The sequence below is a fragment of the Sphingobium lignivorans genome, from assembly GCF_014203955.1.
Taxonomy (GTDB): domain Bacteria; phylum Pseudomonadota; class Alphaproteobacteria; order Sphingomonadales; family Sphingomonadaceae; genus Sphingobium; species Sphingobium lignivorans.
On the sequence record NZ_JACHKA010000001.1, the window covers coordinates 1,280,250 to 1,303,722 of the forward strand.

Sequence of the window (23,473 nt, forward strand, 5' to 3'; positions counted from 1 at the left end):
GCGCAAAGTTCGCGCTTGCCTAGCGCGCGCATGGGGGTGGATGGCGTGCGCCATGTCACTATGATGGCGGTGAGGCGTCATGAAGAGTGATGACGGTCAATCTGAGGAATGAGAGGAGCTGCCATGGGTGTCGTCGTGCAGAATATCGAGCGTGCGCCGCTGGAGGTGATCGATGGTCTCGCCGCCTGCGGTGTCGCCACGGTCCACGAGGCGCAGGGCCGCACCGGTCTGCTGGCGTCCTACATGCGCCCCATTTATCGCGGCGCACGCGTGGCCGGCAGTGCGCTCACCATCAGCGCGCCTCCGGGCGACAACTGGATGGTCCATGTCGCCATCGAGCAGCTCAAGGCTGGCGACATCCTGCTGCTGGCGCCGACCAGCCCCTGCGAGGACGGCTATTTCGGCGACCTGCTGGCGACGAGCGCGCAGGCGCGCGGTTGCCGTGGCCTCGTCATCGATGCCGGCGTGCGGGACGTGCGGGACCTGACCGAGATGAACTTCCCCGTCTGGTCCAAGGCCATCTACGCGCAGGGCACGGTCAAGAACACGCTGGGCAGCGTCAACGTGCCGGTGGTGTGCGCCAATGCGCTGGTCAATCCGGGCGACGTGATCGTGGCGGACGATGATGGCGTGTGCGTCGTGCCGCGCGCCAATGCCGAGAAGGTGCTGGAGGCCGCCCGCGCGCGCGAAGCCAATGAAGGCGACAAGCGCGAGAAGATGGCGAACGGCGTGCTCGGCCTCGACCTCTACAAGATGCGCGAGCGGCTGGAGAAGGAAGGGCTCAAATATGTCTGAGCCGGTCGTGCCGGGTGGCGTGCGCTGCATGTGGATGCGGGGCGGCACGTCCAAGGGCGGCTATTTCCTCGCGGAAGACCTGCCTGCCGACACGGCCACGCGCGACGCCTTCCTGCTGCGCGTCATGGGCTCGCCCGATCCGCGCCAGATCGATGGCATGGGCGGCGCCGACCCGCTGACCAGCAAGGTCGCGGTGGTGAAGAAGTCCGCGCGGGAGGGCGTCGATGTCGACTATCTCTTCCTGCAGGTGTTCGTCGACCAGGCGATCGTCACCGACGCGCAGAATTGCGGCAACATCCTCGCCGGCATCGGGCCCTTCGCCATCGAGCGCGGACTGGTCGCGCCGACGGGCGACGAGACCCGCGTCGCCATCTTCATGGAGAATACCGGCCAGATCGCCGTCGCCACGGTGCAGACGCCCGGCGGCACGGTGACCTATGACGGCGAGGCCGCGATCACCGGCGTGCCGGGCACGGCGGCGCCGGTCCCACTGCTGTTCCGCGACACCGCCGGCTCCTCCTGCGGCGCGCTGCTGCCCACCGGCAACGGCGTCGACGAGATCGACGGCGTCCGGGTCACGATGATCGACAATGGCATGCCCTGCGTCGTCATGCTGGCGAGCGACGTCGGCGTCACCGGCTATGAGGACCGCGACACGCTGGACGCCAATGCCGACATGAAGGCGAAGGTCGAAGCGATCCGCCTCAAGGTCGGCGCCATGATGAACCTTGGCGACGTGACGGAAAAGTCCGTCCCCAAGATGATGCTCGTCGCGCCGCCGCGCGAGGGCGGGGCCATCACCGTGCGCTCGCTCATTCCGCATCGCGTCCATGCCTCCATCGGCGTGCTGGGCGCGGTGAGCGTGGCGACGGCCTGCCTGATCGAGGGCTCGCCGGCCGCATCGGTGGCGAAGGTGCCGGATGGCGCGACCAAGACGCTGGGCGTCGAGCATCCCACCGGCGTGACCGAATGCGTCGTGACGGTGGACGCGGCAGGCCAGCCGGTGGAAGCGGGCATGCTGCGCACCGCGCGCAAGCTCATGGACGGCATCGTGTTCGGATGAGCAGCGGGCTGTTCGGATAAGGAACCGGCCGGGGCCGGGCCGCCGCGACGCGGGGCATCGGGCACCGGTCAGGGAACAAGGGACGCTCGCGGTGCCGACGGCACCGGGGGCACCGCCGAAGCGGACGATATTTTTAGGACAGGCAGACCAGCATGACGAACGACGAGCGCATCCTCTCCTGGAACGAGAAGCCCTCCAAGCCGCGCTACACGCCACCGCCGGGCGCGATCGATGCGCATTGCCACGTCTTCGGGCCGATGGCGCAGTTCCCGTTCAGCCCGAAGGCGAAATATCTGCCGCGCGATGCCGGGCCGGACATGCTGTTCGCGCTGCGCGACCATCTCGGCTTCGCGCGCAACGTCATCGTGCAGGCAAGCTGCCACGGCACGGACAATGCCGCCACACTCGACGCGATCGCCCGCGCGCAAGGCAAGGCGCGCGGCATCGCCGTGGTCGATCCCGCGATCGACGAGGCGGAGCTCGCGGCGCTGCACGAGGGCGGGATGCGCGGCATCCGCTTCAATTTCCTCAAGCGGCTGGTGGACGATGCGCCCAAGGACAAGTTCCTCGAGGTGGCGGGGCGCCTGCCGGCGGGCTGGCATGTCGTCATCTATTTCGAGGCGGACATTCTGGAGGAGCTGCGCCCCTTCATGGATGCCATTCCCGTGCCGATCGTCATCGACCATATGGGCCGCCCGGACGTGAGCCAGGGGCCTGACGGCGCGGACATGAAGGCCTTCCGCCGCCTGCTCGACAGCCGCGAGGACATCTGGTTCAAGGCGACCTGCCCGGACCGGCTGGACCCCGCCGGCCCGCCCTGGGACGACTTCGCCCGCTCGGTCGCGCCGCTGGTCGCTGACTATGCGGACAGGGTCATCTGGGGCACCGACTGGCCGCACCCGAACATGCAGGACGCCATCCCCGACGATGGGCTGGTGGTCGACATGATTCCCCGCATCGCCACCACGCCGGAGCTCCAGCACAAGATGCTCGTGACCAATCCCATGCGTCTATATTGGTCAGAAGAAATGTGATCTGAGTCATAGTCACCGCCTGGGGAAGGAGGCAGAAAGAGGGCCACAACAGACTGGAGAGAGCGATGTCATTTCCCGCGACCCCGGACTATACCGGCCTCAACAAGCCGGTAGGCCAGGAAGTCTCGATCAAGGGCCTGAAGGCGAGCGAGGGCACGATTCCCGCCGACGTGCGCGGCGCATTCTTCCGGGCGGTGCCCGATCCGCAGTTCCCCCCCTTCTTCCAGCCGGACACCGCGCTTTCCGACGACGGCATGATCAGCCGGGTGCTCTTCAACGCTGACGGCACCGTGGACTATGACATCCGCTATGTGCAGACGCCGCGCTGGAAAGCGGAGCGCGCCGCGGGCAGGCGCCTGTTCGGGCGCTACCGCAATCCCTACACCAACGATCCTTCCGCCTTCGACATCGAGGGCACCGTCTCCAACACGACGCCCGTCTGGCATGCCGGCAAGCTCATCATGACCAAGGAGGATGGCCCGGGCCATCAGGTCGATCCGCATACGCTGGAAACCATCGGCGCCTATGACTTTGGCGGCGTCCTGCGATCGAAGACGATGACGGCCCATGTCCGCGTCGATCCCGAGACGAAGGAGATGTTCGTCTATGGCTATGAGGCGGACGGGCTCTGCTCGAAGACCATGGCCTACTGGTGGACCGACCGGGACGGCAAGCTGGTGAAGGAGCAATGGTTCGAGGCGCCGTTCTGCAGCCTCGTCCACGACTTCGTCATTACCGAAAATTACGCGATCTTCCCCTTGCAGCCCACCACCTCCGACCTGGAGAGCGTGAAGGCGAAAGGCGCCCACTGGGTGCATCAGCAGGAGCTCGAATATCATGTCGGCATCATGCCCCGCTATGGCGACGTCTCGCAGATCCGCTGGTTCAAGGGGCCCAAGGGCATGTCCAGCTTCCACATGATGAATGCCTTCGAGACCGACGACGGCAAGGTCCATATGGACCATCATGTCACGGACACGATCGCTTTCCCCCACATCCAGGCGGACAGCGGCATCAATGTCCCGCCCCAGATGCTGGGCGGCGGCTTCCAGCGCTGGACCATGGACATGAAGGGCGACGGCGATGGCGTGGCAGTGACGCCGCTCGGCCCTCCGGGAGACATGCCGCGCATCGCCGATGCCGATCAGGGCCGGCCCTACCGGCGCGGCTGGTATTGCAGCATGAACCCGCAGCCCATGGGGCCTCCGGTGATGGGCGGCGTAGTCGGCGTCATGTTCTCGGCGCTGCTGCGCAAGGATTTCGAGACAGGCGAGATCGTCGGCTACAACCTGCCGCCGGCGCACGGCATGAGCGAGACCGTCCATGTGCCGGCCAGCGAACCCGGCCATGAGGGCTGGCTGATCGCGGTGGTCGATCACCAGCTCGGGCCGGATGCATTCGAACATGCGCTGTGGATCTGGAATGCGGGCGATCTGCCTGCCGGGCCGGTCGCCAAGGTGCCCGTGCCCACCCGCATGCGGCCGCAGGTCCATGGCTGGTGGGTGCCGATGGTGGATTACGAGGCGGCGCGGGCGGCCTAGGCAGCGTGGACAAATTCGCGGATTCTGACAGAGCCAAAAGCGAGCTTTTCAGCCATTTCTATTCGTCATCTCGGACTCGATCCGGGATCCCGCTGCCTTGACGATCGCCGGGTCCAGCGGGTTTTAAGAAGGAAGAAGCGGGATCCCGGATCGAGTCCGGGATGACGTCGTGAATGACGAGAGATGGTGCGCCGCCATGGCCTCGGAATTCGTCCAAGCTCCCTAGGACAATGTCGATCAGCCCTGACAGGCCCGGAGGGGCGCGGCCTGCCGCCCAGCCGGGTGGCGGGCGCGTCTACCAGCTCGCGCCGTCGATGAACCGGCGGGGCAGGTTTTCCCAGAGCGCAGGCTCGAACAGCCTCAGGTTGATGCCCATCCGGTCATAGGCCGGATCATGCGGGGTCCAATGCGTGACGACGCCGCAGGTGCCGCAATGCCACAGGGTCAGGGTCGCGTCGCCCTGCACATAGCCCACGCCGGTGCCGGTGACCTCCACCTCGCCGGGCGAGCGGTACGTCCACAGGGCGCCGGTCCGCCGGCAGATCGAGCAATTGCATTCGCCGGCATCGACGGGATCGCCGTCCATCGCCACCCGGATCGCCCCGCAATGGCAGCTGCCTTCATGCTTCATGACCGTCTCTCCCGCCTCGACAGGGCAGGCGCCCGTCGAGGACCGACCCTACCATGATCGGCGCGGAACGATAGCGGCCGTCGCGGCCGCCATCGTCCCTGCCGCATGAGGCCGCGTCGGAAGCCGCGCGCCGCCTCGCGCGTTCAAAGCGCGGAGATGGCCTTGACGGTCTCGTCGAAACGGCCCTCGCGCTCGGCGTAGCGCAGGAACTTCACGGTCTCGACCAGGATTTCCGGCGGGGTCGGCACGGTGTGGAAGAGCGCCATGACTTCCGCGACATAATCCTCCAGCGGCATGTAGTTCTCCCGGGTGGACTGGCCGGGGGTCAGCTCCGTGCGCACGGCGGGCGGGGCGAGCTCGATCACTTCGATGGTGCCGGCAAGCTGCGCGCGCAGCGAGACCGTCCAGCTGTGCAGCGCCGCCTTGCTCGCGTTGTAGCTGGGTGTGCCGATCAGCGGCACGAAGGCGAGGCCGCTGGTGGTGTTGATGATCGCCGCGTCCGGCTGGGCCGAGAGATGCGTCACCAGCGCATCGGTGAGGCGGATGGGCGCGAGCAGATTGGTGGTGATGGTCCGCTCGGCAATGCTGGTGTCGCCTTTGCGGGTCAGGTCCTCGCGCTGCATGATGCCCGCATTGTTGAACAGGATGTTCAGGGCCGGGAAGCGGGCGATGGCCTCTTCCGCCAGCGCGGCGATGCTTGCCGGATCGCTCGCGTCGAACGTGAGGGCATGCATGCCGGCGCGCCCCGCGATGGTTTCCTCGAGCGTGGCGGCGGTGCGCCCGGCGACGATGACGGTGTTGCCAAGATCATGGAAGCGCTGGGCAAGCGCGCGGCCGATGCCCGAGCCGCCGCCGGTGACGAGCATCGTGTTGCCGGTGGTTTTCATGGGAAGTCTCCTCTTTGCCAGTGGACGACACCCTATCTATGCCGATACTTTCGAATCGAAAGAAGGCACCAAAAAGATTTATACTTACTCGAAAGAGAGTATTGGTCTGAAAGAGAGTATCGGATGACAGCGAGCCCCGGAAGCGCAAGCCCCGCGCGCTATGATGAGATCGACCCCCGCGTGGAAGCGCTGGTGCAGGACCTGATCGCGCAGGTGGCGGACAAGTGGACCATGATCCTCATCGAGGTGCTGCACGACCATGGCGAGCAGCGCTTCACCCGCATCGCGCAGAAAGTGCCGGACATCAGCCAGAAGATGCTGACCCAGACGCTGCGCCGGATGGAGCGCAACGGGCTGGTGTGCCGCACCGTGCACCCGGTCGTGCCGCCGCGCGTGGACTATCGACTGACGGCGCTGGGCGAGAGCCTGGGCGAGGCCTTCTGCGGCGTGTGGGAATGGGCGCAGGCGCATCTGGACACGGTCGAGACCGCGCGGCAGGGCTTTGACGGGCGCAAGGCGGACGCCTGAGCGGACCCGGCGTGGCGGAACCGGGCGTGACGGCGCCGCGCGGGCATGACCCCCTTGCGGGCGCTCTCCCGCATCGTCAAAGAAGGGCCATGCGTATCCTGCTTCCTGCCCTCGTCGGCCTTGCCCTGCTCTCTCCCCTCCATGCCCGGCCCGCCGCGGTCTCGCCCATCCTGACCACGCCCGACGCGGTGGACAGCGAGACCTATGCGCAGCCGCGTGTCGCGCGTGTCACGCATGTCGCGCTCGATCTCGACGCCGATTTCGAGGCGCGGGTGATGCGCGGATCGGCCCGGCTGGACATTCTCGCCGCGCCGGGCGCCCGGGAGATCGTGCTGGACGACAAGGGACTCGCGATCGAGCGGATCACTGACGACAAGGGCAGGGCGCTGCGCTGGACCGTCGGCACCAGCGAGGAGAACAAGGGCGCGCCGCTGACCGTGCAGATCGGCGCCGCCCGGCAGATCACCATCCATTACAGCTCCCGGCCCGATGCGAGTGCGCTCGGCTGGCTGCCGCCCGCGCTCACCGCCGGCAAGCGCAAACCCTTCCTCTTCAGCCAGGGGCAGGCGATCGAGAATCGCAGCTGGATCCCGACGCAGGACAGCCCCGGCATCCGCCAGACCTGGGAAGCGAGCATCACGGTGCCGGACGATCTGGTCGCGGTGATGAGCGGCGAGCGGCTCACGCCCCAGGGCGAGCCGGCGGGGGCAGGGCGCAAGCGCTATCGCTTCCGCATGGCGCATCCCGTGCCACCCTATCTCATCGCGCTCGCGGTGGGGGACCTGGCGTTCCAGCCGCTCGGCCCGCGCAGCGGCGTCTATGCCGAGCCGGTCACGCTGGCGAAGGTGGCGCCCGAGCTGGACGATACCGAGCGGATGATCGACGCGGCGGAATCGCTCTACGGCGCCTATCGCTGGGGCCGCTACGACATGCTCGTGCTGCCGCCCTCCTTCCCATATGGCGGGATGGAGAACCCGACGCTCACTTTCCTTACGCCGACGATCTTCACCGGCGACAAGGCCAATGTGGACGTGGTGGCGCACGAGCTGGCGCACAGCTGGTCCGGCAATCTCGTCACCAACGCGACCTGGCCGGACGGCTGGCTGAACGAGGGCTTCACCACCTATTTCGAGAATCGCATCGACGAGATCGTCTACGGCAAGGAACGCGCGGCCGTGCTGGCCGACATCTCGTGGGACGATCTCCAGCGGGACCTGCGCGGCAGCAAGCCTAACGCGACGAAGCTCTATGTGGGGCCGGGCGAGGAAGCGGGCGAGCTGGCCTACAACAAGGGCGCCATCTTCCTGCGCACCATCGAGAAGACCGTCGGGCGGGAGCGCTGGGACGCCTATCTGCGCGCCTATTTCGATCGCCACGCGTTCCAGCCGCAGACCACGGCCGGCTGGCTCGCCGACCTGCGCGCCAACCTCATCAAGGGCGATGCGGCGCTCGAAGCGAAGCTGCAGCTCGACCGCTGGGCCTATGAGGCCGGCCTGCCGGACAATGCCGTCCATGTGCGCTCCGCCACGCTCGCGCAGGTGGATGCCGCGATCGAGCAGGTGAAGGCGGGCGGTCCGGTCGCGTCCCTACCGTTCGCGAGCTGGGGCACGCAGGAATGGCAGCGCTTCCTCAACGGCCTGCCGCGCACGCTGCCTTCCGTGCGCCTCGCCGAGCTGGACGGCGCGATGAAGCTCGGCACCTCGCCCAACGCCTATGTGCGCTCGGCCTGGCTGACACTGGCGATCGGCAATCGCTACGAGCCCGCGCTCGCCTCCGCCGGGGAATTCCTGCCGCGCGTCGGGCGGCTGCTGCTCATCCGCCCCGTCTACCGCGCGCTGGCGGCACAGGGCGACTGGGGCATGCCCGTCGCGCGCCGCATCTTCGCGCAGGCGCAAGGCGACTATCATCCGATCACGGCGGCAGTGGTGGAGAGGATCCTTGAGCCGGCGGGGTAGGGTGGATCGGCATTTCGTGCCGGCGGACTGCAAATGGCGGTTTGTCGCGCTTTCGGTGGACGACCTTGCCTTCAGCCCGGGTTTCGCGTCGCGCGGGTGACTGGATTCCCGTGTGCACGGGAATGACGAGGGAGGGGGAGGGCAGGTCTGCTGCTCCCTTACAGTTCAGTCCGGCCGCTGGCTGTTCGGGCAAGCCAATGGGCGGCGTTCCTTTTACCGCCTACTTTAGAACCGGCGCGATATCGACCAGCTTCACGTCGCGCATCTGATGGAGATAGGCTTCGTAATAGCCTTTGTGCGACGAGCCGACGATCGCCAGCATCCTTGTCCCTGGCCGTCGACCGAGCACTTCCCGGATGTTCGCGACCATCCGCAGGTTGCGGGTTTCCCAATAGGCGACGTAGCGCCTGCCAAATCCTTGCGGAGAGGGGGCGGCCAGCGCTGGTCCCCAGTCTGACTTGTAGGCCTCGATGGCGTAGGATGGATCGTTGAAGGCGCGATAGAGATTCAGAAGGCCATCGGATGAGGTGATGGCGCTTGCAAGCGCGTCGCTCTGGGCGATCCGCGCTTTCGTTGCCTCATTGTCCCAGGCGTGCGTCAGGGCCTTGCCATAGCCTTCCTCGTCCTGCAGCGCGCCCATATAGGTCGATTGATCGTCCACGCTCCACACGCGCTCCAGCCCGGCGCGCGCTGCGACACGCGCAGCGATCAGATCGGTTTCGTTCACCCGCTGCGCGCGTGCCTTCAGCAGATCGACAAGGTCGGATGTCAAAATGCCGTCCGCGATGCGCTGGCTATCCGGCAGGCGCAGCCATTGCACCAGGGCCGATGCAGGCTCTCCCGCTGCCAGGAAGGTCGCGGCCAGTGTGCGACGCATCGCAGGAGCCGGGATGTCCGGCCAGTCGGCCAGCATGGCGTCCGCCTTCGCATTGGCCGTGGGGACATCGAGCCCAGTGGCGAGCGCGGCACGGGACGGGTCGAAGCAATAGGATCGATAAGCCTCCTCATAGCGCGCTGGTTGCCGCCGCATCATATCGCAAAGAAGCCCGGAACTATCCTCCGTGGCGACCGCTGTGGGCTGCCATTTTGCAAGGCGGGACACGAGCGGCTCGACCGTCTCGGGACGGAGACGGTCACGCCATTGCGAAAGATGCGGGGTGGCGAGAACCATGACCTGGTTCGGCTCGCCCGCCGGCCGATCATCCATCGCGTCCGGGCGAAATGCGGGTGAATAGTCCTGTGCAGACACAGCTACCCCACCCATCAGGGCCACAACCGCAATCATGGAAAGCGACGCCAATGATCTCATAAGATCTCCCCCATCATGCAAGGCTTCCGCTGCCGACTTGCGAACGCGTTATTGAACGCGCGAGGATTTCCCGCAATGGCAGGATCGCTTTCCGTTCGCCCCATGATCCCAAGTCAAGTCAGATCGGCGAGGTTGATGCGGGCGCCGGCGAGGGCGGCCTTGTTGGCGGCGCGGCGTTTGCGTTCGATTTCCAGCCGCTCGGGCGGGGCTTCTTCGTTGGGGAGGGCGGCGAGGCTGGTTTCGTAGATGTCCTTGAAATCCTCGGCGAATTCCGGGTGGGTGAAGATGAGGCCGCGATTTTCGCTCACGCCGCGCAGGATCTTCTCGCCGGCTTCCAGCGGGTCCATGCCGTTGGAGAAGGCGGACGCGAAGTGGCGCAGCTCGGCTTCGTCCACCGGCGCGAAGCCGCTCTCGCCGAAGCGGGCGGGGCGCTTGAGTGCGCTGAGGCCGGCATCGGTCGCCACCAGTGCGGGACACACCAGCGAGACGCCGATGCCGTGCGGCGCCAGATTGTAGCGCAGCGATTCGGTGAGGCCGCGCACCGCGAACTTGGATGCGGTGTAGATGCCGGCCTGCGGGCCCGAGAGATAAGCAGCCATCGAGGCGACGTTCACGACATGCCCGCCTTCGCCGGTGGCCTTGATCTTCGGCAGGAACGCCACCAGCCCGTTCGCCACGCCGCCGAAATTGACGCCCATGATCCAGTCATAATCGGCGTGGCTGGCTTCGTCCGTGGGGCCGAACACGGAGACGCCCGCATTGTTGACCAGCACATGGCATTTGCCGAAATGATCGATGACTTTGTCTGCTGCATCGGCGAATGCGGGGCGATCCGTGACATCGAGCCTGATCCACAGCGGCGCCTCGCGCCCGCGCTGCGCGAACCAGGCGTCGCAGCGGGCGCGCTGCGCCTCGTCCCGGTAGGAGAGGGCCAGACGCATCCCGGCATCGCTGAAGGCCCGGGCAATGCCGAAGCCGATGCCCGTCCCCGCGCCGGTGATGAAGGCGACCTTGCCGGTCCAGTCCATGGCGTTTCCTCTCGATTCATTGGCTTTGCTTTGTTAGCCATCCTTGCAGACAAGGAGAGAGGAGTCGATAATGGCTGATGTGGAAACGCGTTTGGCTGAGCTGGAAAAGAAGGTTCAGCAACTTGAGGACGTGAACGCGATCAGGCGGCTCCAATGGGCTTATGGATATTATATAGATTATAACAGGCCGGAAGAAGTCGCCGGCCTTTTCGCGAAAGATGGCGTCGTCGTCTTTCTTTCGGGTGAATATGTCGGTTACGAAGGCGTGATGCGTCTTTACGGCACATGGTTCCAAAATCGCTTCACCGGCGGGCGACGCGGACCGGTCCATGGCCTGCTTCTCGATCATTTCCAGCTTCAGGACATCATCACCATCGCCGAGGACGGGCAGACCGCCAAGGGGCGGTTCCGCGGCATCCTCGCGGGCGGCTGGCATGACGAGGTGGTGCACGAGAAGCCGGACGAGGTCCCGCAGCAATTCTGGGAATCCGGGCTCTACGAGAATGACTATGTCAAGGAAGACGGCGTCTGGAAGATCAAGCGGCTCGACTATATGATGCAGTGGCAGGGCGATTATGAGACCGGCTGGGCGCATACGGTCGCGCATCTCCAGCCGGCACTGGTCTGCTATCCGGAAAATCCGGACGGCCCGGATCGCATCCTGCCCGAGAAGGAGGTGCGCCAGACCTGGCCGCACCGCTACGAAGTGCCCATGAGCTTTGCGCATCCGGTGCTCGGCAAGGCCTTCATGGTCGAGAATTTCACGCCGATGATGATGAAGAAGGAGAAGCCCGCATGACCCGCGCATCATGGGGTACGGGCGTCATGGCGCTCGCGCTGGGGCTGGCCGGCATCGCCGCGCCCGCGCAGGCGGCGGAAGGCCAGTGCGATCTTACCGCCCGGCAAGTGGTCGAGCGCTTCATCCCGCTGTTCTACGAGCAGAAGGACGTGCGCACCGCGTTCATGACCTGGGTGGCGGAAGATTATATCCAGCACAATCCCGTGGCGAAGGACGGGCGGGACAATGGCATCGCGGCGCTGGAGCCGTTCTTCCGCTCGATGCCCGAGCTGCGCTACACCGTGGCGCGCGTGATCGCGGAAGGCGATCTCGTCGTCGTCCACAACAAGCTCCAGATGAATGCGCAGGATCGCGGCTCGGCGGTGGTGGACATCTTCCGGGTCGAGAATTGCAAGATTGTCGAGCATTGGGACGTGATCCAGCCGATCCCCGAGAAATCGGCCAATCCGCATCCGATGTTCTGAACGCGGGCGTCGGGGCCCCTTGCCGGGCGCTCGGAGTGCGACGGTGCAGCTAAGGGGAGGAGAGGGCATGAAGGCAAGGACGTTCATGGTCGCCATGCTGGCGATGTCGGCCGCCGCGGCGCCTGCCCGGGCCGCGCCCGCTCGCGCCGTCGAGCCGGACAATTGCGGGAAGACGGCGGTCGAGATCGTCAGCGATTTCAGCCGGCTGTTCTTCGTCGAGAAGAACTGGCGCGAGGCGTTCATGACCTGGGTGGCGGAGGATTATATCCAGCATAATCCCTATGCGCAGGACGGGCGGGCCGCTGCGCTGCGCCATCTCGGCCCGATCTTCGATGCCAATCCGCAGCTCAAGGTGGATATCAAGCGCATCTTCGGGGACGAGACGCATGTCGCGGTCCATTATCATTCGGTGATGACGCCGGGCACGCGCGGTTTCGCGGCAGTGGACATGTTCCGGGTGAAGGACTGCAAGATCGTCGAGCATTGGGACGTGATCCAGCCGATGCCGGAGACATCGGCCAATCCGCATCCGATGTTCTGATTCCCGATCACCATGTCGCCGCCGGCGACGGGTTGATTTTGTCCGCTGATCCGTGCAGCCCTAGGTGCCAGGACAAGACGGGCCGGATCAGCGCGCCGGCACAAGGCCGCCCTTCCTCAAGCAGAGCAGAAGACTCCATGCCCATCGACCCCAGCAAAGTGAAAGCCATCGACGTCCACGTCCATGCGGAGGTCTCGTGCCACGATCCCGAGGACCCGGTGATGGCGCAGTTCTTCGATGCCGCGTCCGCCTATTTCAAGGCGCCGCGCGAACGGCCGAAGATTCCCGAGATCATCGATTTCTACCGGCAGCGCGAGATCGCCTTCTGCCTGTTCACGGTGGATTGCGAAAGCGCGGTCGGCGCCAAACGCGTTTCCAACTACGAGATTGCCGAGTTGGCCGCCGAGCATGACGACATCGTCATTCCCTTCGCCTCGATCGACCCGCACAAGGGGAAGATGGGCGCTCGTGAGGCGCGCGACCTGATCGAGAATTATGGGGTGAAGGGCTTCAAGTTCCACCATCTCATCCAGGGCATCCACCCCTCCGACCGGACCGGCTACCCGATCTACGAAGTGATCGCGCACTACAAGCTGCCGGCGATCTTCCACACCGGCCATTCCGGCATGGGCACGGGCATGGCCGGGGGTGGGGGCATCCGCCTCAAATATGGCCAGCCCATGCTGGTGGACGATGCGGCGTCCGACTTCCCGGACATGAAGTTCATCCTCGCGCACCCCAGCTGGCCCTGGACGGACGAGAGCCTCTCCATGGCGCTGCACAAGGACAATGTGTTCATTGACCTGTCCGGCTGGAGCCCGAAATATTTCCCGCCGCAGATCATCCGCTATGCCAACACGCAGCTGAAGCACAAGATGATGTTCGGCAGCGATTTTCCGCTCATCACGCCGGAAAAATGGATCGCCGCCGCGCAGGAGGTCGGCTTCAAGGAGGATGTGCTGCCGCTCATCCTGAAGGACAATGCCGTGCGCGTGCTGGGGCTGGGCTGAGGGGCCGACACCCGGACATCGATGCCGGAGAAAAGGGAGAGGAGCAGCAGCATGAGCGATCTGGCGGGGCGCCACATCATCGTCACCGGGGCATCGAGCGGCATCGGCCTCGCCACGGCGCGGATGCTGGCCGCGCGCGGCGCGAAAGTCTCGATGATCGCGCGGCGGATCGATGCGCTGGCAGCGCAGGCGGGCGAGATCGGCCCCGGCGCTTCCGCCTTCGCGGCCGATGTGGGCGACAAGGCGGCGCTGGAGTCCGCGCTGCAGGCGGCGGCGGACCGTTTCGGCCCTGCCTATGGCCTGTTCGCCAATGCCGGCATGGCAGGTAATTTCGCGCCCGCGCTCGATTATCCGGGCGAGCTGTTCGAGGATGTGCTGCGCGTCAATCTCACCAGCGTCTTCTGGGCGATGCAGGCCGTGCTGCCCGCGATGATCGCGGCGGGGGAAGGCAGCATCCTCGTCACCGGATCGATGGCGAGCAAGCGGGGCATGGCGATGAACCCCGCTTATGTCGCGTCCAAGCATGGCGTGCTGGGCCTCTCCCGAGCGATCGCGGTGGAAATGGCGCCGCATGGCGTGCGGTGCAATTGCGTGATCCCCGGCTTCATCGACACCCCCGCCTTCGACCTCATCCCGCCCGATCAGGCGGCGCGGATCAACCAGCGCGTGCCCCAGCGCCGCATGGGCTCGGCGGACGAACTGGCGGAAGTGGCCTGCTTCCTGCTCTCGCCCGCCGCGAGCCATGTGACCGCGCAGGGCTGGGCCGTGGACGGTGGCGTGTTGGAAACGCTGGAGGTCTGATGCGGGGCAAAGCGGATCGCCTTGCACGGCTGATTCGCGCGGTCGGCGGCGATGCCGGCGAGGCAGCGGGACTTGCTCTGCGGCGCAACCGGACGTCCGCGCACTGGCAGGGGGAAATGCGCGCAAAAGCCGCAGAAAATCATGCTGTTCCGGGCTTCCTTCTTGGTGGGCCGGAGGGGCTGTGTTATTTCGCGTAGTGAAAGAACAGGCGAGGAGAGAGGCGCTTGATCGAACGGAAGGTGAAGACCGTGCGCGCGCTGGAGCGCGGCTTGCAGGTCCTGTCGGAAATCGACCGGCGCAAAGGCGCCAATCTTCACGAACTTCATCTGGCACTCGGCCTGCCCAAGGCCACATTGCTGCGCATGGTGGTCACGCTGGGCAAGCATGGCCATATCTGGCAGCGCCTCGCCGATGGCGCCTTCCTGCCAAGCGCGCGCTTGCGGCCACCGTCGGCGGATATCTCCGCAGAGGAAGTGGCCGAGGTCTCGTCCGGTCATCTGGCGCGCCTGTCCGATCAGGTGGCATGGCCTTCCGCCGTGGCAGTGCCGCGCGCCGACCATGTCGAGATCGTGGAGACGAACAGCCCGCTCATCCGGCTCGATGCCATCATGCTGGGCCCGGTGGGGGTGCGCCTTTCCTATCTGCACACGGCGACGGGGCGGGCCTATCTCGGCGCCTGCCAGCCGGACGAGCGCGCGGCGATCCTGCGGCGGCTGCGCCCGGCGGAAGGCGACAGCGCGGGAGAACGGCTGCTGGACGACATGCTCGCCGGCATCCGCGACCGTGGCTATGCGCTGCGCGAGCCGTTTCATCCCTGGCCGGACCGGGACTGGCAGGCGGTGCGGCAGGACGGGCGGCGCTCCATGGCGGTGCCGGTCATTCTCGGCGCCTTCCCGGTCGCCTCGATCAACATCACCTGGCTTCAGCGCCGCAGCGACACGGCGACGGTGGTGCAGCGCCATCTCGGTGCGCTGCGCCGCGCGGCGGAAGGCATCGCCACGGACCTGGCGGCGGCGCGGGGCGGCGTGGCCTGACCTGACCGGGCCTTCGGGGCGGCGAGGCGGTATCGACTCTGAAAGGCATTGCATGCGGTGAAAACGCTGCGCTTGCCGGGGCTCGCGCGGGGCGGCTAGAGCCGTTCGGAAGAAGCACCGGCGAGGGATGCCTCAAGGGTTTTGAACGGCCGCTCTCGGGTCGGTCCGGCTGAACAGGCCAGCGACCGTCCGGGCGGGCCAGCGAATGAGCACAGGAGACAAGCGGATGCGTGCATGGCAACTGGCGGCGGGCGCCACCTCGATCGATGATCTGAGCCTGATCGAGATGCCCGATCCAGTGCCCGGCCCCGGCGAGGTCGCAATCCGCGTCCACGCCTGCTCCCTCAATTATCGCGATCAGGCGATCGTGCGCGGCCAGTATATGGGCGGGCCGGTGCCATCGCCCATCGTGCCGCTGTCGGACGGGGCGGGCGAGGTGGTCGCGATCGGCCCCGGCGTCTCGCGCTTCCGGGCCGGCGACCGGGTAGCCGGCACGTTCTTCCAGGACTGGGTCGACGGGCCGCCCAATCCCCACACCGGCCCCGCGCTCGGCGCGGCGGGCGGGCGGGGCATGCTCGCCGAAACCGTGCTACTGCCCGAGCAGGGCGTCGTCTCCATCGCCGCGTCGCTGAGCTATGCGGAAGCCGCGACGCTCCCCTGCGCTGGCGTGACGGCCTGGAACGCGCTGTTCGAGGGACCGCGACCGGTGCGCCCGGGCGACCGCGTACTGCTGCTCGGCACCGGCGGCGTCTCCACCATCGCGCTGCTGCTGGCCAAGGCAGCGGGCTGCGAGGTCATCGTCACATCCTCGAGCGACGCCAAGCTCGAGCGGGCGAAGGCACTCGGCGCCGACCATGGCGTCAACTACAAGGCGATCGAGGACTGGGGGCGCCATGTCGGCACGACGCTGGGCGGCGTGGACAAGGTGGTCGAGGTCGGCGGGGCCGGCACGCTGCACCAGAGCTTCGCCGCGCTGCGTCACAATGCCGAGGTGGCACTGATCGGCGTGCTCAATCCCGTCGGCGGGCCCAATCCGGCCGCGCTCATGATGACGGGCAGCATCCTGCGCGGCATCTTCGTGGGCTCGCGGCGCATGGCGGAGCGGCTGGCCGGGGCCGTGGACGCCAATGGCATCAAGCCCGTGATCGGCGCGACCTTCAGCTTCGAGGATGCGAAGGCGGCTTATGCCTATGTCGAATCCCCGGACCTGTTCGGCAAGGCGGTGATCGCATTCTCCTGAACCCGACAGGCGCCGCATGGCGAGCTTCCTGATGATCCATGGCGCCTGGCATGGCGGCTGGTGCTTCGAGCGGCTGCGCATGCCGCTGGAAGCGCGGGGACATGCCATGGCGGCGCCGGACCTGCCCGGCATGGGCGGGGACGCGCGGGCCCTGGCGGCAGCGACGCTCGACCGCTGGGCGGACTTCGCCATCGCGCAGGCAGACGCCTTGCCGGGGCCGGTGATCCTGTGCGGACACAGCCGGGGCGGGCTCGTCGTCAGCCGCGCCGCCGAGCGCGCGCCCGAGGCATTCGCGGCGCTGGTCTATGTCGCGGCGCTGCTGTGCGAGGATGGCCGCAGCCTCTACGACATGATGGGCGAGCCGCAGCATGGCGGCTTTTCCAATGGGCTCTCGCCCGTCGCGGACGGGCTGGGCGTGGCGCTCTCCGTACAAGCGGCGATCCCGCTCTTCTACAGCCGCTGCGATCCGCAGGTGCAGGCCGCGAGCGCCGCGCGCCTCGTGGCGGAACCGGTGCGTCCGCTCGGCACGCCGGTCCGCGTCACGCCGGAGCGCTTCGGCCGCGTGCCGCGCCATTATGTGGAATGCATCCATGACAGGGTCCTGCCGCTGGCGACGCAGCGCGCCATGACGGCGGCCCTTCCCTGCGCGAGCGTGACCACGCTCGACAGCGACCACAGCCCGTTCCTGTGCATACCCGACGCACTGGCGGGCGCCCTGACAACGATAGCGGAGAGGACGCAGGCATGAACAGGACAATGGGTTTCGGCGGGCAGGTCGGCACGGTCTGCCAGATGGCCTATGTCGTGAAGGACATGGACGAAGCGATCGACTGGTGGGTCAGCAAGCTCGGCATCGGCCCGTGGTTCTTCCTCCCGCGCTTCGGTGGGGAAGGGCATGTGTTCCGGGGCGCGCCCTGCACCAGCGACGTCGCCATCGCGATGAGCTTTGCGGGCTCGATGAACATCGAGCTGCTGCAGCCGCTCGATGACAATCCCTCGGTCTACAAGGAGACGATCGACCGGGTGGGCTATGGCTTTCACCATTTCGGCCTCGCCATCGACGGCGACGAGATCGAGGCGGAAGTCGAGCGCCGCATCGCGCGGGGCGAAGTGCTCGCGCATCGTGCGCCGGTGCCCACCGGCGGGTCGGTCGCCTATTTCGAAGGCGGGCCGGGCGCGCCGGGCTTCGTCGAGCTGATCCCCGCGACCCCCGGCATGGATGAGGGCTTCACGCGCTTCTGGGAGCAGACGCGGGGCTGGGACGGCAAGGATCCGGTGCGCTCCTTCCTCTGATTTTGCTGCGCAGCAACATGGTGCTGCAGGACGTCGGAGGCGACCCGCGTGCCGTGATTTCTGGGGCCGTTTCCGCCTGGTCTGAAATGGGACTCACAACCCTTCGCGGGTGCAGCAAGAATGGCGGAAATGCGCTGGATACAGCCAGTGACACAAGTTTGGACAGGGACGCCGGGGGCGCGAAATTTTCGTTTGTGTAACATACAAAACTTCGTATGTTTCCGGGCGTCCATCGATTCGACCGATTGCGTCGAACGCCGACCCGTACCTCGCGATGATCAAGGAGAGGACTTAGCTGATGTCGACACCTACCAATCTTGAACAAGTGCTTGCCGCTGGCGGCAACACCGTCGAAATGCTGCGCAACAGCCAGATCGGTGCCTATGTGTATCCGGTGGTGGCGCCGGAATTCTCCAACTGGCGCACCGAGCAGTGGGCATGGCGCAATTCGGCAGTGCTCTTCGACCAGACCCACCACATGGTCGACCTCTACATCCGTGGCAAGGACGCGCTGAAGCTGCTCTCCGACACGATGATCAACTCGCCCAAGGGCTGGGAGCCCAACAAGGCGAAGCAGTACGTTCCCGTGACGCCTTATGGCCATGTCATCGGCGACGGCATCATCTTCTACCTCGCCGAGGAAGAGTTCGTGTATGTCGGCCGCGCGCCGGCCGCCAACTGGCTGATGTATCATGCGCAGACCGGCGGCTATAACGTCGACATCGTGCATGACGACCGCTCGCCGAGCCGCCCGATGGGCAAGCCCGTGCAGCGCATCTCCTGGCGCTTCCAGATCCAGGGCCCGAAGGCCTGGGACGTGATCGAGAAGCTGCACGGCGGCACGCTCGAGAAGCTCAAGTTCTTCAATATGGCCGAGATGAACATCGCCGGCATGAAGATCCGCACCCTGCGTCACGGCATGGCCGGCGCGCCGGGTCTCGAGATCTGGGGTCCCTACGAAACCCAGGAGAAGGCCCGCAACGCGATCCTCGAGGCAGGCAAGGAATTCGGCCTCATTCCGGTCGGCTCGCGCGCCTATCCCTCGAACACGCTGGAATCCGGCTGGATCCCGAGCCCGCTGCCGGCCATCTACACCGGCGACAAGCTCAAGGCCTATCGCGAGTGGCTGCCGGCCAACAGCTATGAGGCGAGCGGCGCCATCGGCGGTTCGTTCGTGTCCAGCAACATCGAGGACTATTACGTCAATCCCTACGAGATCGGCTATGGTCCCTTCGTGAAGTTCGACCACGACTTCATCGGCCGCGACGCTCTCGAGGCGATCGACCCCGCCACGCAGCGCAAGAAGGTCACGCTGGCCTGGAACGGCGACGACATGGCGAAGATCTACGCGTCGCTGTTCGACACCGAGGCCGACGCGCACTACAAGTTCTTCGACCTGCCGCTGGCCAACTATGCCAACACCAATGCCGACGCCGTCCTCGACGCGGCCGGCAACGTGGTCGGCATGTCGATGTTCACCGGCTATTCCTACAACGAGAAGCGCGCGCTTTCGCTCGCGACGATCGACCACGAGATCCCCGTCGGCACCGAGCTGACGGTCCTGTGGGGCGAGGAAAATGGCGGCACGCGCAAGACCACGGTCGAGCCGCACAAGCAGATGGCCGTTCGCGCCGTCGTGAGCCCGGTCCCCTATTCGGTGACCGCGCGCGAGACGTACGAAGGCGGCTGGCGCAAGGCTGCCGTCACGGCCTGATCTTTGGGCATCGGGCGGCCATCTCCCTCGGGAGACGGTCGCCCGGCGCCACCCATGACGATTGCTCTGCGAAGGGCGCCGTTCGTCCCGGGGAGCCGTCGCGTCCGACGGCACGGCGAATCGAGGGCGATGCTGACGACCGGCCCCACCTTGCGCCGGCATGCAGCGCCACCCGGCCGGGACCGCCGAACGACCGGCACCCACGGCTCTCGCGCAATCGAACCTGAACCCTGAGGCGAGGAAGAGGCGAGGAACCGATGGCTACTGCAACGCTCGACAAGGCCGCCCTGTCGCGGCTGTTTACCGACTACTCGCTCGAGATCACGCCCAAGGACGTGGAAGCGCTGGAAAATGCCGCGCACATGATCCCGCCCGGCACGCTGATCTCCGTGACGTTCCTCCCCGGCGCCGAATATGAGGATCGCGCCCGCGCCGCCAAGCGCATCCAGGAGCTGGGCTTTCGGCCGGTGCCCCATCTCTCGGCCCGCCGCCTGATCGACGAGGCGGACCTGCGCACCTATCTCGACATGCTCAAGGGCGTCATCGATCTCAAGCATGTGTTCGTGATCGCCGGCGATCCCAACGAACCGCTCGGCATCTACGAGGACGCGCTGGCACTGATCGACAGCGGCATCCTCAAGGAATATGGCATCGAGCATTGCGGCATCTCGGGCTATCCGGAAGGTCATCCGGACATCACCGACGAGAAGCTCGCCAAGGCGATGCACGACAAGGTGGCCTCGCTGAAGCGGCAGGGCATCGATTATTCGATCATGACCCAGTTCGGCTTCGACGCCGAGCCGGTGCTCGAGTGGCTCAAGCAGATCCGCAGCGAAGGCATTGACGGGCCCGTCCGCATCGGCCTGGCCGGCCCGGCCTCGATCAAGACACTGCTGCGCTTCGCCGCGCGGTGCGGCGTGGGCACCTCGGCCAAGGTCGTCAAGAAATATGGCCTCTCCATCACCAGCCTGATCGGCAGCGCCGGCCCGGACCCGGTGATCGAGGACCTGACGCCGGTGCTCGGCCCGGAACATGGCCAGGTGCATCTGCACTTCTATCCCTTCGGTGGCCTGGTGAAGACCAACGAGTGGATCGTCAATTTCAAGGGGAAGCAGGGCATCTGAGCGCCCTGCCGACCGAACAGGACTTACGGCGCATCGGGCCGGGCGACCTGCCCGGTCCCGCCACGAGAAAGGACGAGGAGGACACATGGCACAAGGCTCCGATATCGAGATCGCCCGCGAAGCGAAGATGCAGAATATCGCGGAGGTCGGCGCGAAAGTCGGCATCCCGCAGGACGCGCTGCTGAACTACGGCCCCTACAAGGCCAAGCTGAGCTGGGACTTCATCAACAGCGTCCAGGGCAACCAGGACGGCAAGCTGATCCTCGTCACCGCGATCAACCCGACGCCGGCCGGCGAAGGCAAGACCACGACCACCGTGGGTTTGGCCGACGGCCTCAACCGCATCGGCAAGAAGACCGTGGCGGCACTGCGCGAGCCTTCGCTCGGCCCCTGCTTCGGCGTGAAGGGCGGCGCTGCCGGCGGCGGCTATGCGCAGGTCGTGCCGATGGAGGACATCAACCTCCACTTCACCGGCGACTTCCATGCCATCACTTCGGCGAACAACCTGCTCGCCGCGCTGATCGACAACCACATCTACTGGGGCAACAAGCTCGGCCTCGATCCGCGCCGCATCGCCTGGCGCCGCGTGCTGGACATGAACGACCGGGCGCTGCGCTCGATCGTCAATTCGCTGGGCGGCGTCTCGAACGGCTATCCGCGCGAGGACGGCTTCGACATCACCGTGGCTTCGGAAGTCATGGCGATCCTGTGCCTCTCCTCGGACCTCAAGGACCTCGAGCGGCGCCTGGGCAACATCCACGCCGGCTACACCCGCGAGCGCAAGGCCGTGCTGGCCAGCGAGCTGAATGCCTCGGGCGCCATGACCGTGCTGCTCAAGGACGCGCTGCAGCCGAACATGGTGCAGACGCTGGAGAATAATCCGGTGCTCATCCATGGCGGCCCGTTCGCGAACATCGCGCATGGCTGCAACTCGGTGCTCGCCACCAAGACCGCGCTCAAGATCGCCGATTATGTGGTGACGGAAGCCGGCTTCGGTGCCGACCTGGGCGCGGAGAAGTTCTTCGACATCAAGTGCCGCAAGGCGGGCCTCAAGCCCTCGGCCGCAGTGATCGTGGCGACGATCCGCGCGCTCAAGATGCATGGCGGCGTCGACAAGGCGGACCTGGGTGCAGCGAACCCGGAGGCGGTCCGCAAGGGCGGCGTCAATCTCGCCCGCCACATCGAGAATGTCCGCCAGTTCGGCGTACCGGTGGTGGTCGCGATCAACCAGTTCATCACGGACACCGACGAGGAAATGGCCGTGGTGAAGGAAATCGCCGCAGCCGCGGGCGCCGAGGCCGTGCTGTGCAGCCACTGGGCCAACGGATCGGCCGGCACCGAGGAGCTGGCGCACAAGGTCGTCGCGCTCGCCGAGAGCGGCTCGTCCAACTTCGCGCCGCTCTATGAAGACAGCATGCCGCTGTTCGAGAAGATCGACACGATCGCCAAGCGCATCTACCGCGCGACCGAGGCAACCGCGGACAGCAGCGTGCGCAACAAGCTCAAGGGCTGGGAAGCGGACGGCTTCGGCCATCTGCCGGTCTGCATGGCCAAGACGCAGTACAGCTTCTCGACCGACCCGGCGCTGCGCGGCGCCCCGACCGACCATGTCGTGCCCGTGCGCGACGTGATCCTCTCGGCAGGCGCAGAGTTCATCGTGGCGGTCTGCGGCGACATCATGCGCATGCCCGGCCTGCCCAAGGTCCCCTCGGCGGACTTCATCAAGCTCGACGAGCAGGGCCAGATCCAGGGCCTGTTCTGAGCCCTGGACATGCCGCGCGCGTGATGACCGGGTCATGACCGCGTAAAGCCATCGGGAAGGCCCGCCGCGCAGATGTGTGGCGGGCCTTTCGCTATGGCGGTGCGGCGCCTGCTTGCGACGCCGGGACCCGCGTGCGACGCTGGCGCCATGACCGACGCGGAGAGGGCAGATGCGGAAGGCGCAGCGGAACAGCCGCTCGCGGGTGGACGGGGGACGCGCGGCGTGGTGCGCGTTGGCGACACCGTCCGCCGCCCGCCGCGCGACAACGCCGCCTTTGCGCGCGCACTGCTGCGCCATCTGGAGGATGCGGCCCCGGGTATCGCGCCGGCCTTTCTCGGCCAGGATGCGCAGGGGCGGGACATGCTCGGCTGGATCGCGGGCGACGTCGAGCCATCGCTGCGGGACTATGACGACGCGGCGGTCATTGCGGCGGCGCGATTGCTACGCCGCCTGCACGATTCCACGCGCGGCACGGCATTGGCGGGGGAGAGCGAAGTCGCCTGCCATTTCGATTGCGGGCCCTATAATGCCATATTCCGCGACGGCCTGCCGGTGGCCTGGATCGATTTCGACATGGCCGCGCCCGGCCGGGCGATCGACGACCTGGCCTATCTGATCTGGATGTGGTCGATCTCTTCACAAGCGAACCGCGCGCCGCTCGCCGCGCAATGCCGGCAGGTCGCCCTCGCTGTCCGCCATTATGGGCTCGCGCCGGCCGAGCGGGCCGGGCTGATGGTGGCCATCATCGGGCGGATCGACGGCAATATCCGTTACTGGGAAGCCGCCCTGTGCGATTTGCAGCGCGTCACGGTGAGCGAGGAGAAGGCGCGTGTCATGCTGCGCTGGTCCCACGACGAACGCGCGCATATGCTGCGCCACAAGACGGCCTTTGCTGCAGCCCTTGAGGCTGGCTGAGAGGA

The 23,473-nt window shown here is 66.4% G+C and carries 23 protein-coding genes; 19 read left to right on the top strand and 4 right to left on the bottom strand.

Going from position 1 to position 23,473, the window contains the following annotated elements:
* Positions 1–123: 123 nt before the first annotated feature.
* The 4 genes from ligK (at position 124) to HNP60_RS05835 (ending at position 4,433) form a co-directional block, all read left to right on the top strand.
* The gene (gene ligK, locus HNP60_RS05820) at positions 124–795 is read left to right on the top strand and encodes a 4-carboxy-4-hydroxy-2-oxoadipate aldolase/oxaloacetate decarboxylase (RefSeq protein WP_184049995.1); all 672 of its coding nucleotides are present in this window, start codon (positions 124–126) and stop codon (positions 793–795) included.
* Positions 788–1,858 (top strand): 4-oxalomesaconate tautomerase, encoded by a 1,071-nt coding sequence (locus tag HNP60_RS05825; protein ID WP_260394726.1) that lies wholly within the window; start codon positions 788–790, stop codon positions 1,856–1,858. The genes ligK and HNP60_RS05825 overlap by 8 nt, the downstream gene beginning before the upstream one ends.
* Before the next feature lie 152 nt (positions 1,859–2,010).
* Complete coding sequence (ligI, locus tag HNP60_RS05830; protein ID WP_184151351.1) at positions 2,011–2,892, top strand: 2-pyrone-4,6-dicarboxylate hydrolase; 882 nt, start codon at positions 2,011–2,013, stop codon at positions 2,890–2,892.
* 65 nt (positions 2,893–2,957) lie between these two features.
* Positions 2,958–4,433, top strand: coding sequence for a lignostilbene-alpha,beta-dioxygenase NOV2 (locus tag HNP60_RS05835; RefSeq protein WP_184151354.1), 1,476 nt, complete (start codon positions 2,958–2,960; stop codon positions 4,431–4,433).
* 295 nt (positions 4,434–4,728) lie between these two features.
* Here the strand turns inward: HNP60_RS05835 and HNP60_RS05840 are convergent, their stop codons facing one another.
* Together HNP60_RS05840 and HNP60_RS05845 are read right to left on the bottom strand one after the other, a co-directional pair.
* The gene (locus HNP60_RS05840; RefSeq protein WP_184151357.1) at positions 4,729–5,064 is read right to left on the bottom strand and encodes a GFA family protein; all 336 of its coding nucleotides are present in this window, start codon (positions 5,062–5,064) and stop codon (positions 4,729–4,731) included.
* A gap of 143 nt (positions 5,065–5,207) precedes the next feature.
* The gene (locus tag HNP60_RS05845; protein ID WP_184151360.1) at positions 5,208–5,951 is read right to left on the bottom strand and encodes an SDR family oxidoreductase; all 744 of its coding nucleotides are present in this window, start codon (positions 5,949–5,951) and stop codon (positions 5,208–5,210) included.
* A 123-nt stretch (positions 5,952–6,074) separates the two neighbouring features.
* Here HNP60_RS05845 and HNP60_RS05850 point away from each other — a divergent pair, with 123 nt between their 5' ends.
* Together HNP60_RS05850 and HNP60_RS05855 are read left to right on the top strand one after the other, a co-directional pair.
* Positions 6,075–6,479 (top strand): winged helix-turn-helix transcriptional regulator, encoded by a 405-nt coding sequence (locus HNP60_RS05850; RefSeq protein WP_184151363.1) that lies wholly within the window; start codon positions 6,075–6,077, stop codon positions 6,477–6,479.
* A gap of 89 nt (positions 6,480–6,568) precedes the next feature.
* Complete coding sequence (locus HNP60_RS05855) at positions 6,569–8,434, top strand: M1 family metallopeptidase (protein WP_184151366.1); 1,866 nt, start codon at positions 6,569–6,571, stop codon at positions 8,432–8,434.
* A gap of 220 nt (positions 8,435–8,654) precedes the next feature.
* On the opposite strand, the gene HNP60_RS05860 is transcribed toward HNP60_RS05855, so the two are convergent.
* Both HNP60_RS05860 and HNP60_RS05865 read right to left on the bottom strand, forming a co-directional pair.
* Positions 8,655–9,719, bottom strand: a complete 1,065-nt coding sequence (locus HNP60_RS05860) for a DUF5694 domain-containing protein (protein ID WP_260394728.1) — start codon at positions 9,717–9,719, stop codon at positions 8,655–8,657.
* A gap of 137 nt (positions 9,720–9,856) precedes the next feature.
* The gene (locus HNP60_RS05865; protein WP_184151373.1) at positions 9,857–10,771 is read right to left on the bottom strand and encodes an SDR family oxidoreductase; all 915 of its coding nucleotides are present in this window, start codon (positions 10,769–10,771) and stop codon (positions 9,857–9,859) included.
* A 70-nt stretch (positions 10,772–10,841) separates the two neighbouring features.
* Between HNP60_RS05865 and HNP60_RS05870 the strand changes: the two genes are divergently transcribed.
* The 13 genes from HNP60_RS05870 (at position 10,842) to HNP60_RS05930 (ending at position 23,468) form a co-directional block, all read left to right on the top strand.
* Positions 10,842–11,570 carry a nuclear transport factor 2 family protein gene (locus tag HNP60_RS05870; protein WP_184049978.1) on the top strand — a complete coding sequence of 243 codons (729 nt, stop codon included), beginning with the start codon at positions 10,842–10,844 and terminating at the stop codon, positions 11,568–11,570.
* Positions 11,567–12,034 carry a nuclear transport factor 2 family protein gene (locus HNP60_RS05875; protein WP_260394729.1) on the top strand — a complete coding sequence of 156 codons (468 nt, stop codon included), beginning with the start codon at positions 11,567–11,569 and terminating at the stop codon, positions 12,032–12,034. The genes HNP60_RS05870 and HNP60_RS05875 overlap by 4 nt, the downstream gene beginning before the upstream one ends.
* Before the next feature lie 67 nt (positions 12,035–12,101).
* Positions 12,102–12,575 carry a nuclear transport factor 2 family protein gene (locus HNP60_RS05880; protein WP_184151375.1) on the top strand — a complete coding sequence of 158 codons (474 nt, stop codon included), beginning with the start codon at positions 12,102–12,104 and terminating at the stop codon, positions 12,573–12,575.
* A gap of 137 nt (positions 12,576–12,712) precedes the next feature.
* On the top strand, positions 12,713–13,585 hold the full coding sequence (locus HNP60_RS05885; protein ID WP_184151378.1) for an amidohydrolase family protein: 873 nt from the start codon (positions 12,713–12,715) through the stop codon (positions 13,583–13,585).
* Positions 13,586–13,636: 51 nt separating this feature from the next.
* Positions 13,637–14,386, top strand: a complete 750-nt coding sequence (locus tag HNP60_RS05890) for an SDR family NAD(P)-dependent oxidoreductase (RefSeq protein WP_184151381.1) — start codon at positions 13,637–13,639, stop codon at positions 14,384–14,386.
* Positions 14,387–14,610: 224 nt separating this feature from the next.
* Complete coding sequence (locus HNP60_RS05895) at positions 14,611–15,420, top strand: helix-turn-helix domain-containing protein (protein ID WP_184049968.1); 810 nt, start codon at positions 14,611–14,613, stop codon at positions 15,418–15,420.
* A 226-nt stretch (positions 15,421–15,646) separates the two neighbouring features.
* Positions 15,647–16,660, top strand: a complete 1,014-nt coding sequence (locus tag HNP60_RS05900) for a zinc-dependent alcohol dehydrogenase family protein (protein ID WP_184151384.1) — start codon at positions 15,647–15,649, stop codon at positions 16,658–16,660.
* 16 nt (positions 16,661–16,676) lie between these two features.
* Complete coding sequence (locus HNP60_RS05905; protein ID WP_184151386.1) at positions 16,677–17,408, top strand: alpha/beta fold hydrolase; 732 nt, start codon at positions 16,677–16,679, stop codon at positions 17,406–17,408.
* Entirely contained in the window at positions 17,405–17,953 is a 549-nt protein-coding gene (locus tag HNP60_RS05910) for a VOC family protein (RefSeq protein ID WP_184151389.1), read from the top strand. The genes HNP60_RS05905 and HNP60_RS05910 overlap by 4 nt, the downstream gene beginning before the upstream one ends.
* Before the next feature lie 298 nt (positions 17,954–18,251).
* A complete protein-coding gene (gene ligM, locus HNP60_RS05915; RefSeq protein ID WP_184049960.1) occupies positions 18,252–19,667 on the top strand; it encodes a vanillate/3-O-methylgallate O-demethylase in 1,416 nt (471 codons plus the stop codon).
* A gap of 257 nt (positions 19,668–19,924) precedes the next feature.
* On the top strand, positions 19,925–20,791 hold the full coding sequence (locus HNP60_RS05920; protein ID WP_014075601.1) for a methylenetetrahydrofolate reductase: 867 nt from the start codon (positions 19,925–19,927) through the stop codon (positions 20,789–20,791).
* A gap of 85 nt (positions 20,792–20,876) precedes the next feature.
* A complete protein-coding gene (locus HNP60_RS05925) occupies positions 20,877–22,553 on the top strand; it encodes a formate--tetrahydrofolate ligase (RefSeq protein WP_184151392.1) in 1,677 nt (558 codons plus the stop codon).
* Between the two features lie 147 nt (positions 22,554–22,700).
* Positions 22,701–23,468 (top strand): phosphotransferase, encoded by a 768-nt coding sequence (locus tag HNP60_RS05930; RefSeq protein WP_184151395.1) that lies wholly within the window; start codon positions 22,701–22,703, stop codon positions 23,466–23,468.
* The last annotated feature ends 5 nt before the right edge of the window (positions 23,469–23,473 follow it).

What these genes read in the sequence shown, in the direction of transcription:
- ligI (WP_184151351.1), top strand. Translation starts at nt 2,011, where the DNA reads ATGACGAACGACGAGCGCATCCTCTCCTGGAACGAGAAGCCCTCCAAG.
- ligK (WP_184049995.1), top strand. Translation starts at nt 124, where the DNA reads ATGGGTGTCGTCGTGCAGAATATCGAGCGTGCGCCGCTGGAGGTGATC.
- HNP60_RS05825 (WP_260394726.1), top strand. Translation starts at nt 788, where the DNA reads ATGTCTGAGCCGGTCGTGCCGGGTGGCGTGCGCTGCATGTGGATGCGG.
- HNP60_RS05850 (WP_184151363.1), top strand. Translation starts at nt 6,075, where the DNA reads ATGACAGCGAGCCCCGGAAGCGCAAGCCCCGCGCGCTATGATGAGATC.
- HNP60_RS05910 (WP_184151389.1), top strand. Translation starts at nt 17,405, where the DNA reads ATGAACAGGACAATGGGTTTCGGCGGGCAGGTCGGCACGGTCTGCCAG.
- HNP60_RS05865 (WP_184151373.1), bottom strand. Translation starts at nt 10,771, where the DNA reads ATGGACTGGACCGGCAAGGTCGCCTTCATCACCGGCGCGGGGACGGGC.
- ligM (WP_184049960.1), top strand. Translation starts at nt 18,252, where the DNA reads ATGTCGACACCTACCAATCTTGAACAAGTGCTTGCCGCTGGCGGCAAC.
- HNP60_RS05835 (WP_184151354.1), top strand. Translation starts at nt 2,958, where the DNA reads ATGTCATTTCCCGCGACCCCGGACTATACCGGCCTCAACAAGCCGGTA.
- HNP60_RS05885 (WP_184151378.1), top strand. Translation starts at nt 12,713, where the DNA reads ATGCCCATCGACCCCAGCAAAGTGAAAGCCATCGACGTCCACGTCCAT.
- HNP60_RS05925 (WP_184151392.1), top strand. Translation starts at nt 20,877, where the DNA reads ATGGCACAAGGCTCCGATATCGAGATCGCCCGCGAAGCGAAGATGCAG.
- HNP60_RS05875 (WP_260394729.1), top strand. Translation starts at nt 11,567, where the DNA reads ATGACCCGCGCATCATGGGGTACGGGCGTCATGGCGCTCGCGCTGGGG.
- HNP60_RS05930 (WP_184151395.1), top strand. Translation starts at nt 22,701, where the DNA reads ATGACCGACGCGGAGAGGGCAGATGCGGAAGGCGCAGCGGAACAGCCG.
- HNP60_RS05890 (WP_184151381.1), top strand. Translation starts at nt 13,637, where the DNA reads ATGAGCGATCTGGCGGGGCGCCACATCATCGTCACCGGGGCATCGAGC.
- HNP60_RS05880 (WP_184151375.1), top strand. Translation starts at nt 12,102, where the DNA reads ATGAAGGCAAGGACGTTCATGGTCGCCATGCTGGCGATGTCGGCCGCC.
- HNP60_RS05900 (WP_184151384.1), top strand. Translation starts at nt 15,647, where the DNA reads ATGCGTGCATGGCAACTGGCGGCGGGCGCCACCTCGATCGATGATCTG.
- HNP60_RS05905 (WP_184151386.1), top strand. Translation starts at nt 16,677, where the DNA reads ATGGCGAGCTTCCTGATGATCCATGGCGCCTGGCATGGCGGCTGGTGC.
- HNP60_RS05870 (WP_184049978.1), top strand. Translation starts at nt 10,842, where the DNA reads ATGGCTGATGTGGAAACGCGTTTGGCTGAGCTGGAAAAGAAGGTTCAG.
- HNP60_RS05845 (WP_184151360.1), bottom strand. Translation starts at nt 5,951, where the DNA reads ATGAAAACCACCGGCAACACGATGCTCGTCACCGGCGGCGGCTCGGGC.
- HNP60_RS05860 (WP_260394728.1), bottom strand. Translation starts at nt 9,719, where the DNA reads ATGATTGCGGTTGTGGCCCTGATGGGTGGGGTAGCTGTGTCTGCACAG.
- HNP60_RS05840 (WP_184151357.1), bottom strand. Translation starts at nt 5,064, where the DNA reads ATGAAGCATGAAGGCAGCTGCCATTGCGGGGCGATCCGGGTGGCGATG.
- HNP60_RS05855 (WP_184151366.1), top strand. Translation starts at nt 6,569, where the DNA reads ATGCGTATCCTGCTTCCTGCCCTCGTCGGCCTTGCCCTGCTCTCTCCC.
- HNP60_RS05920 (WP_014075601.1), top strand. Translation starts at nt 19,925, where the DNA reads ATGGCTACTGCAACGCTCGACAAGGCCGCCCTGTCGCGGCTGTTTACC.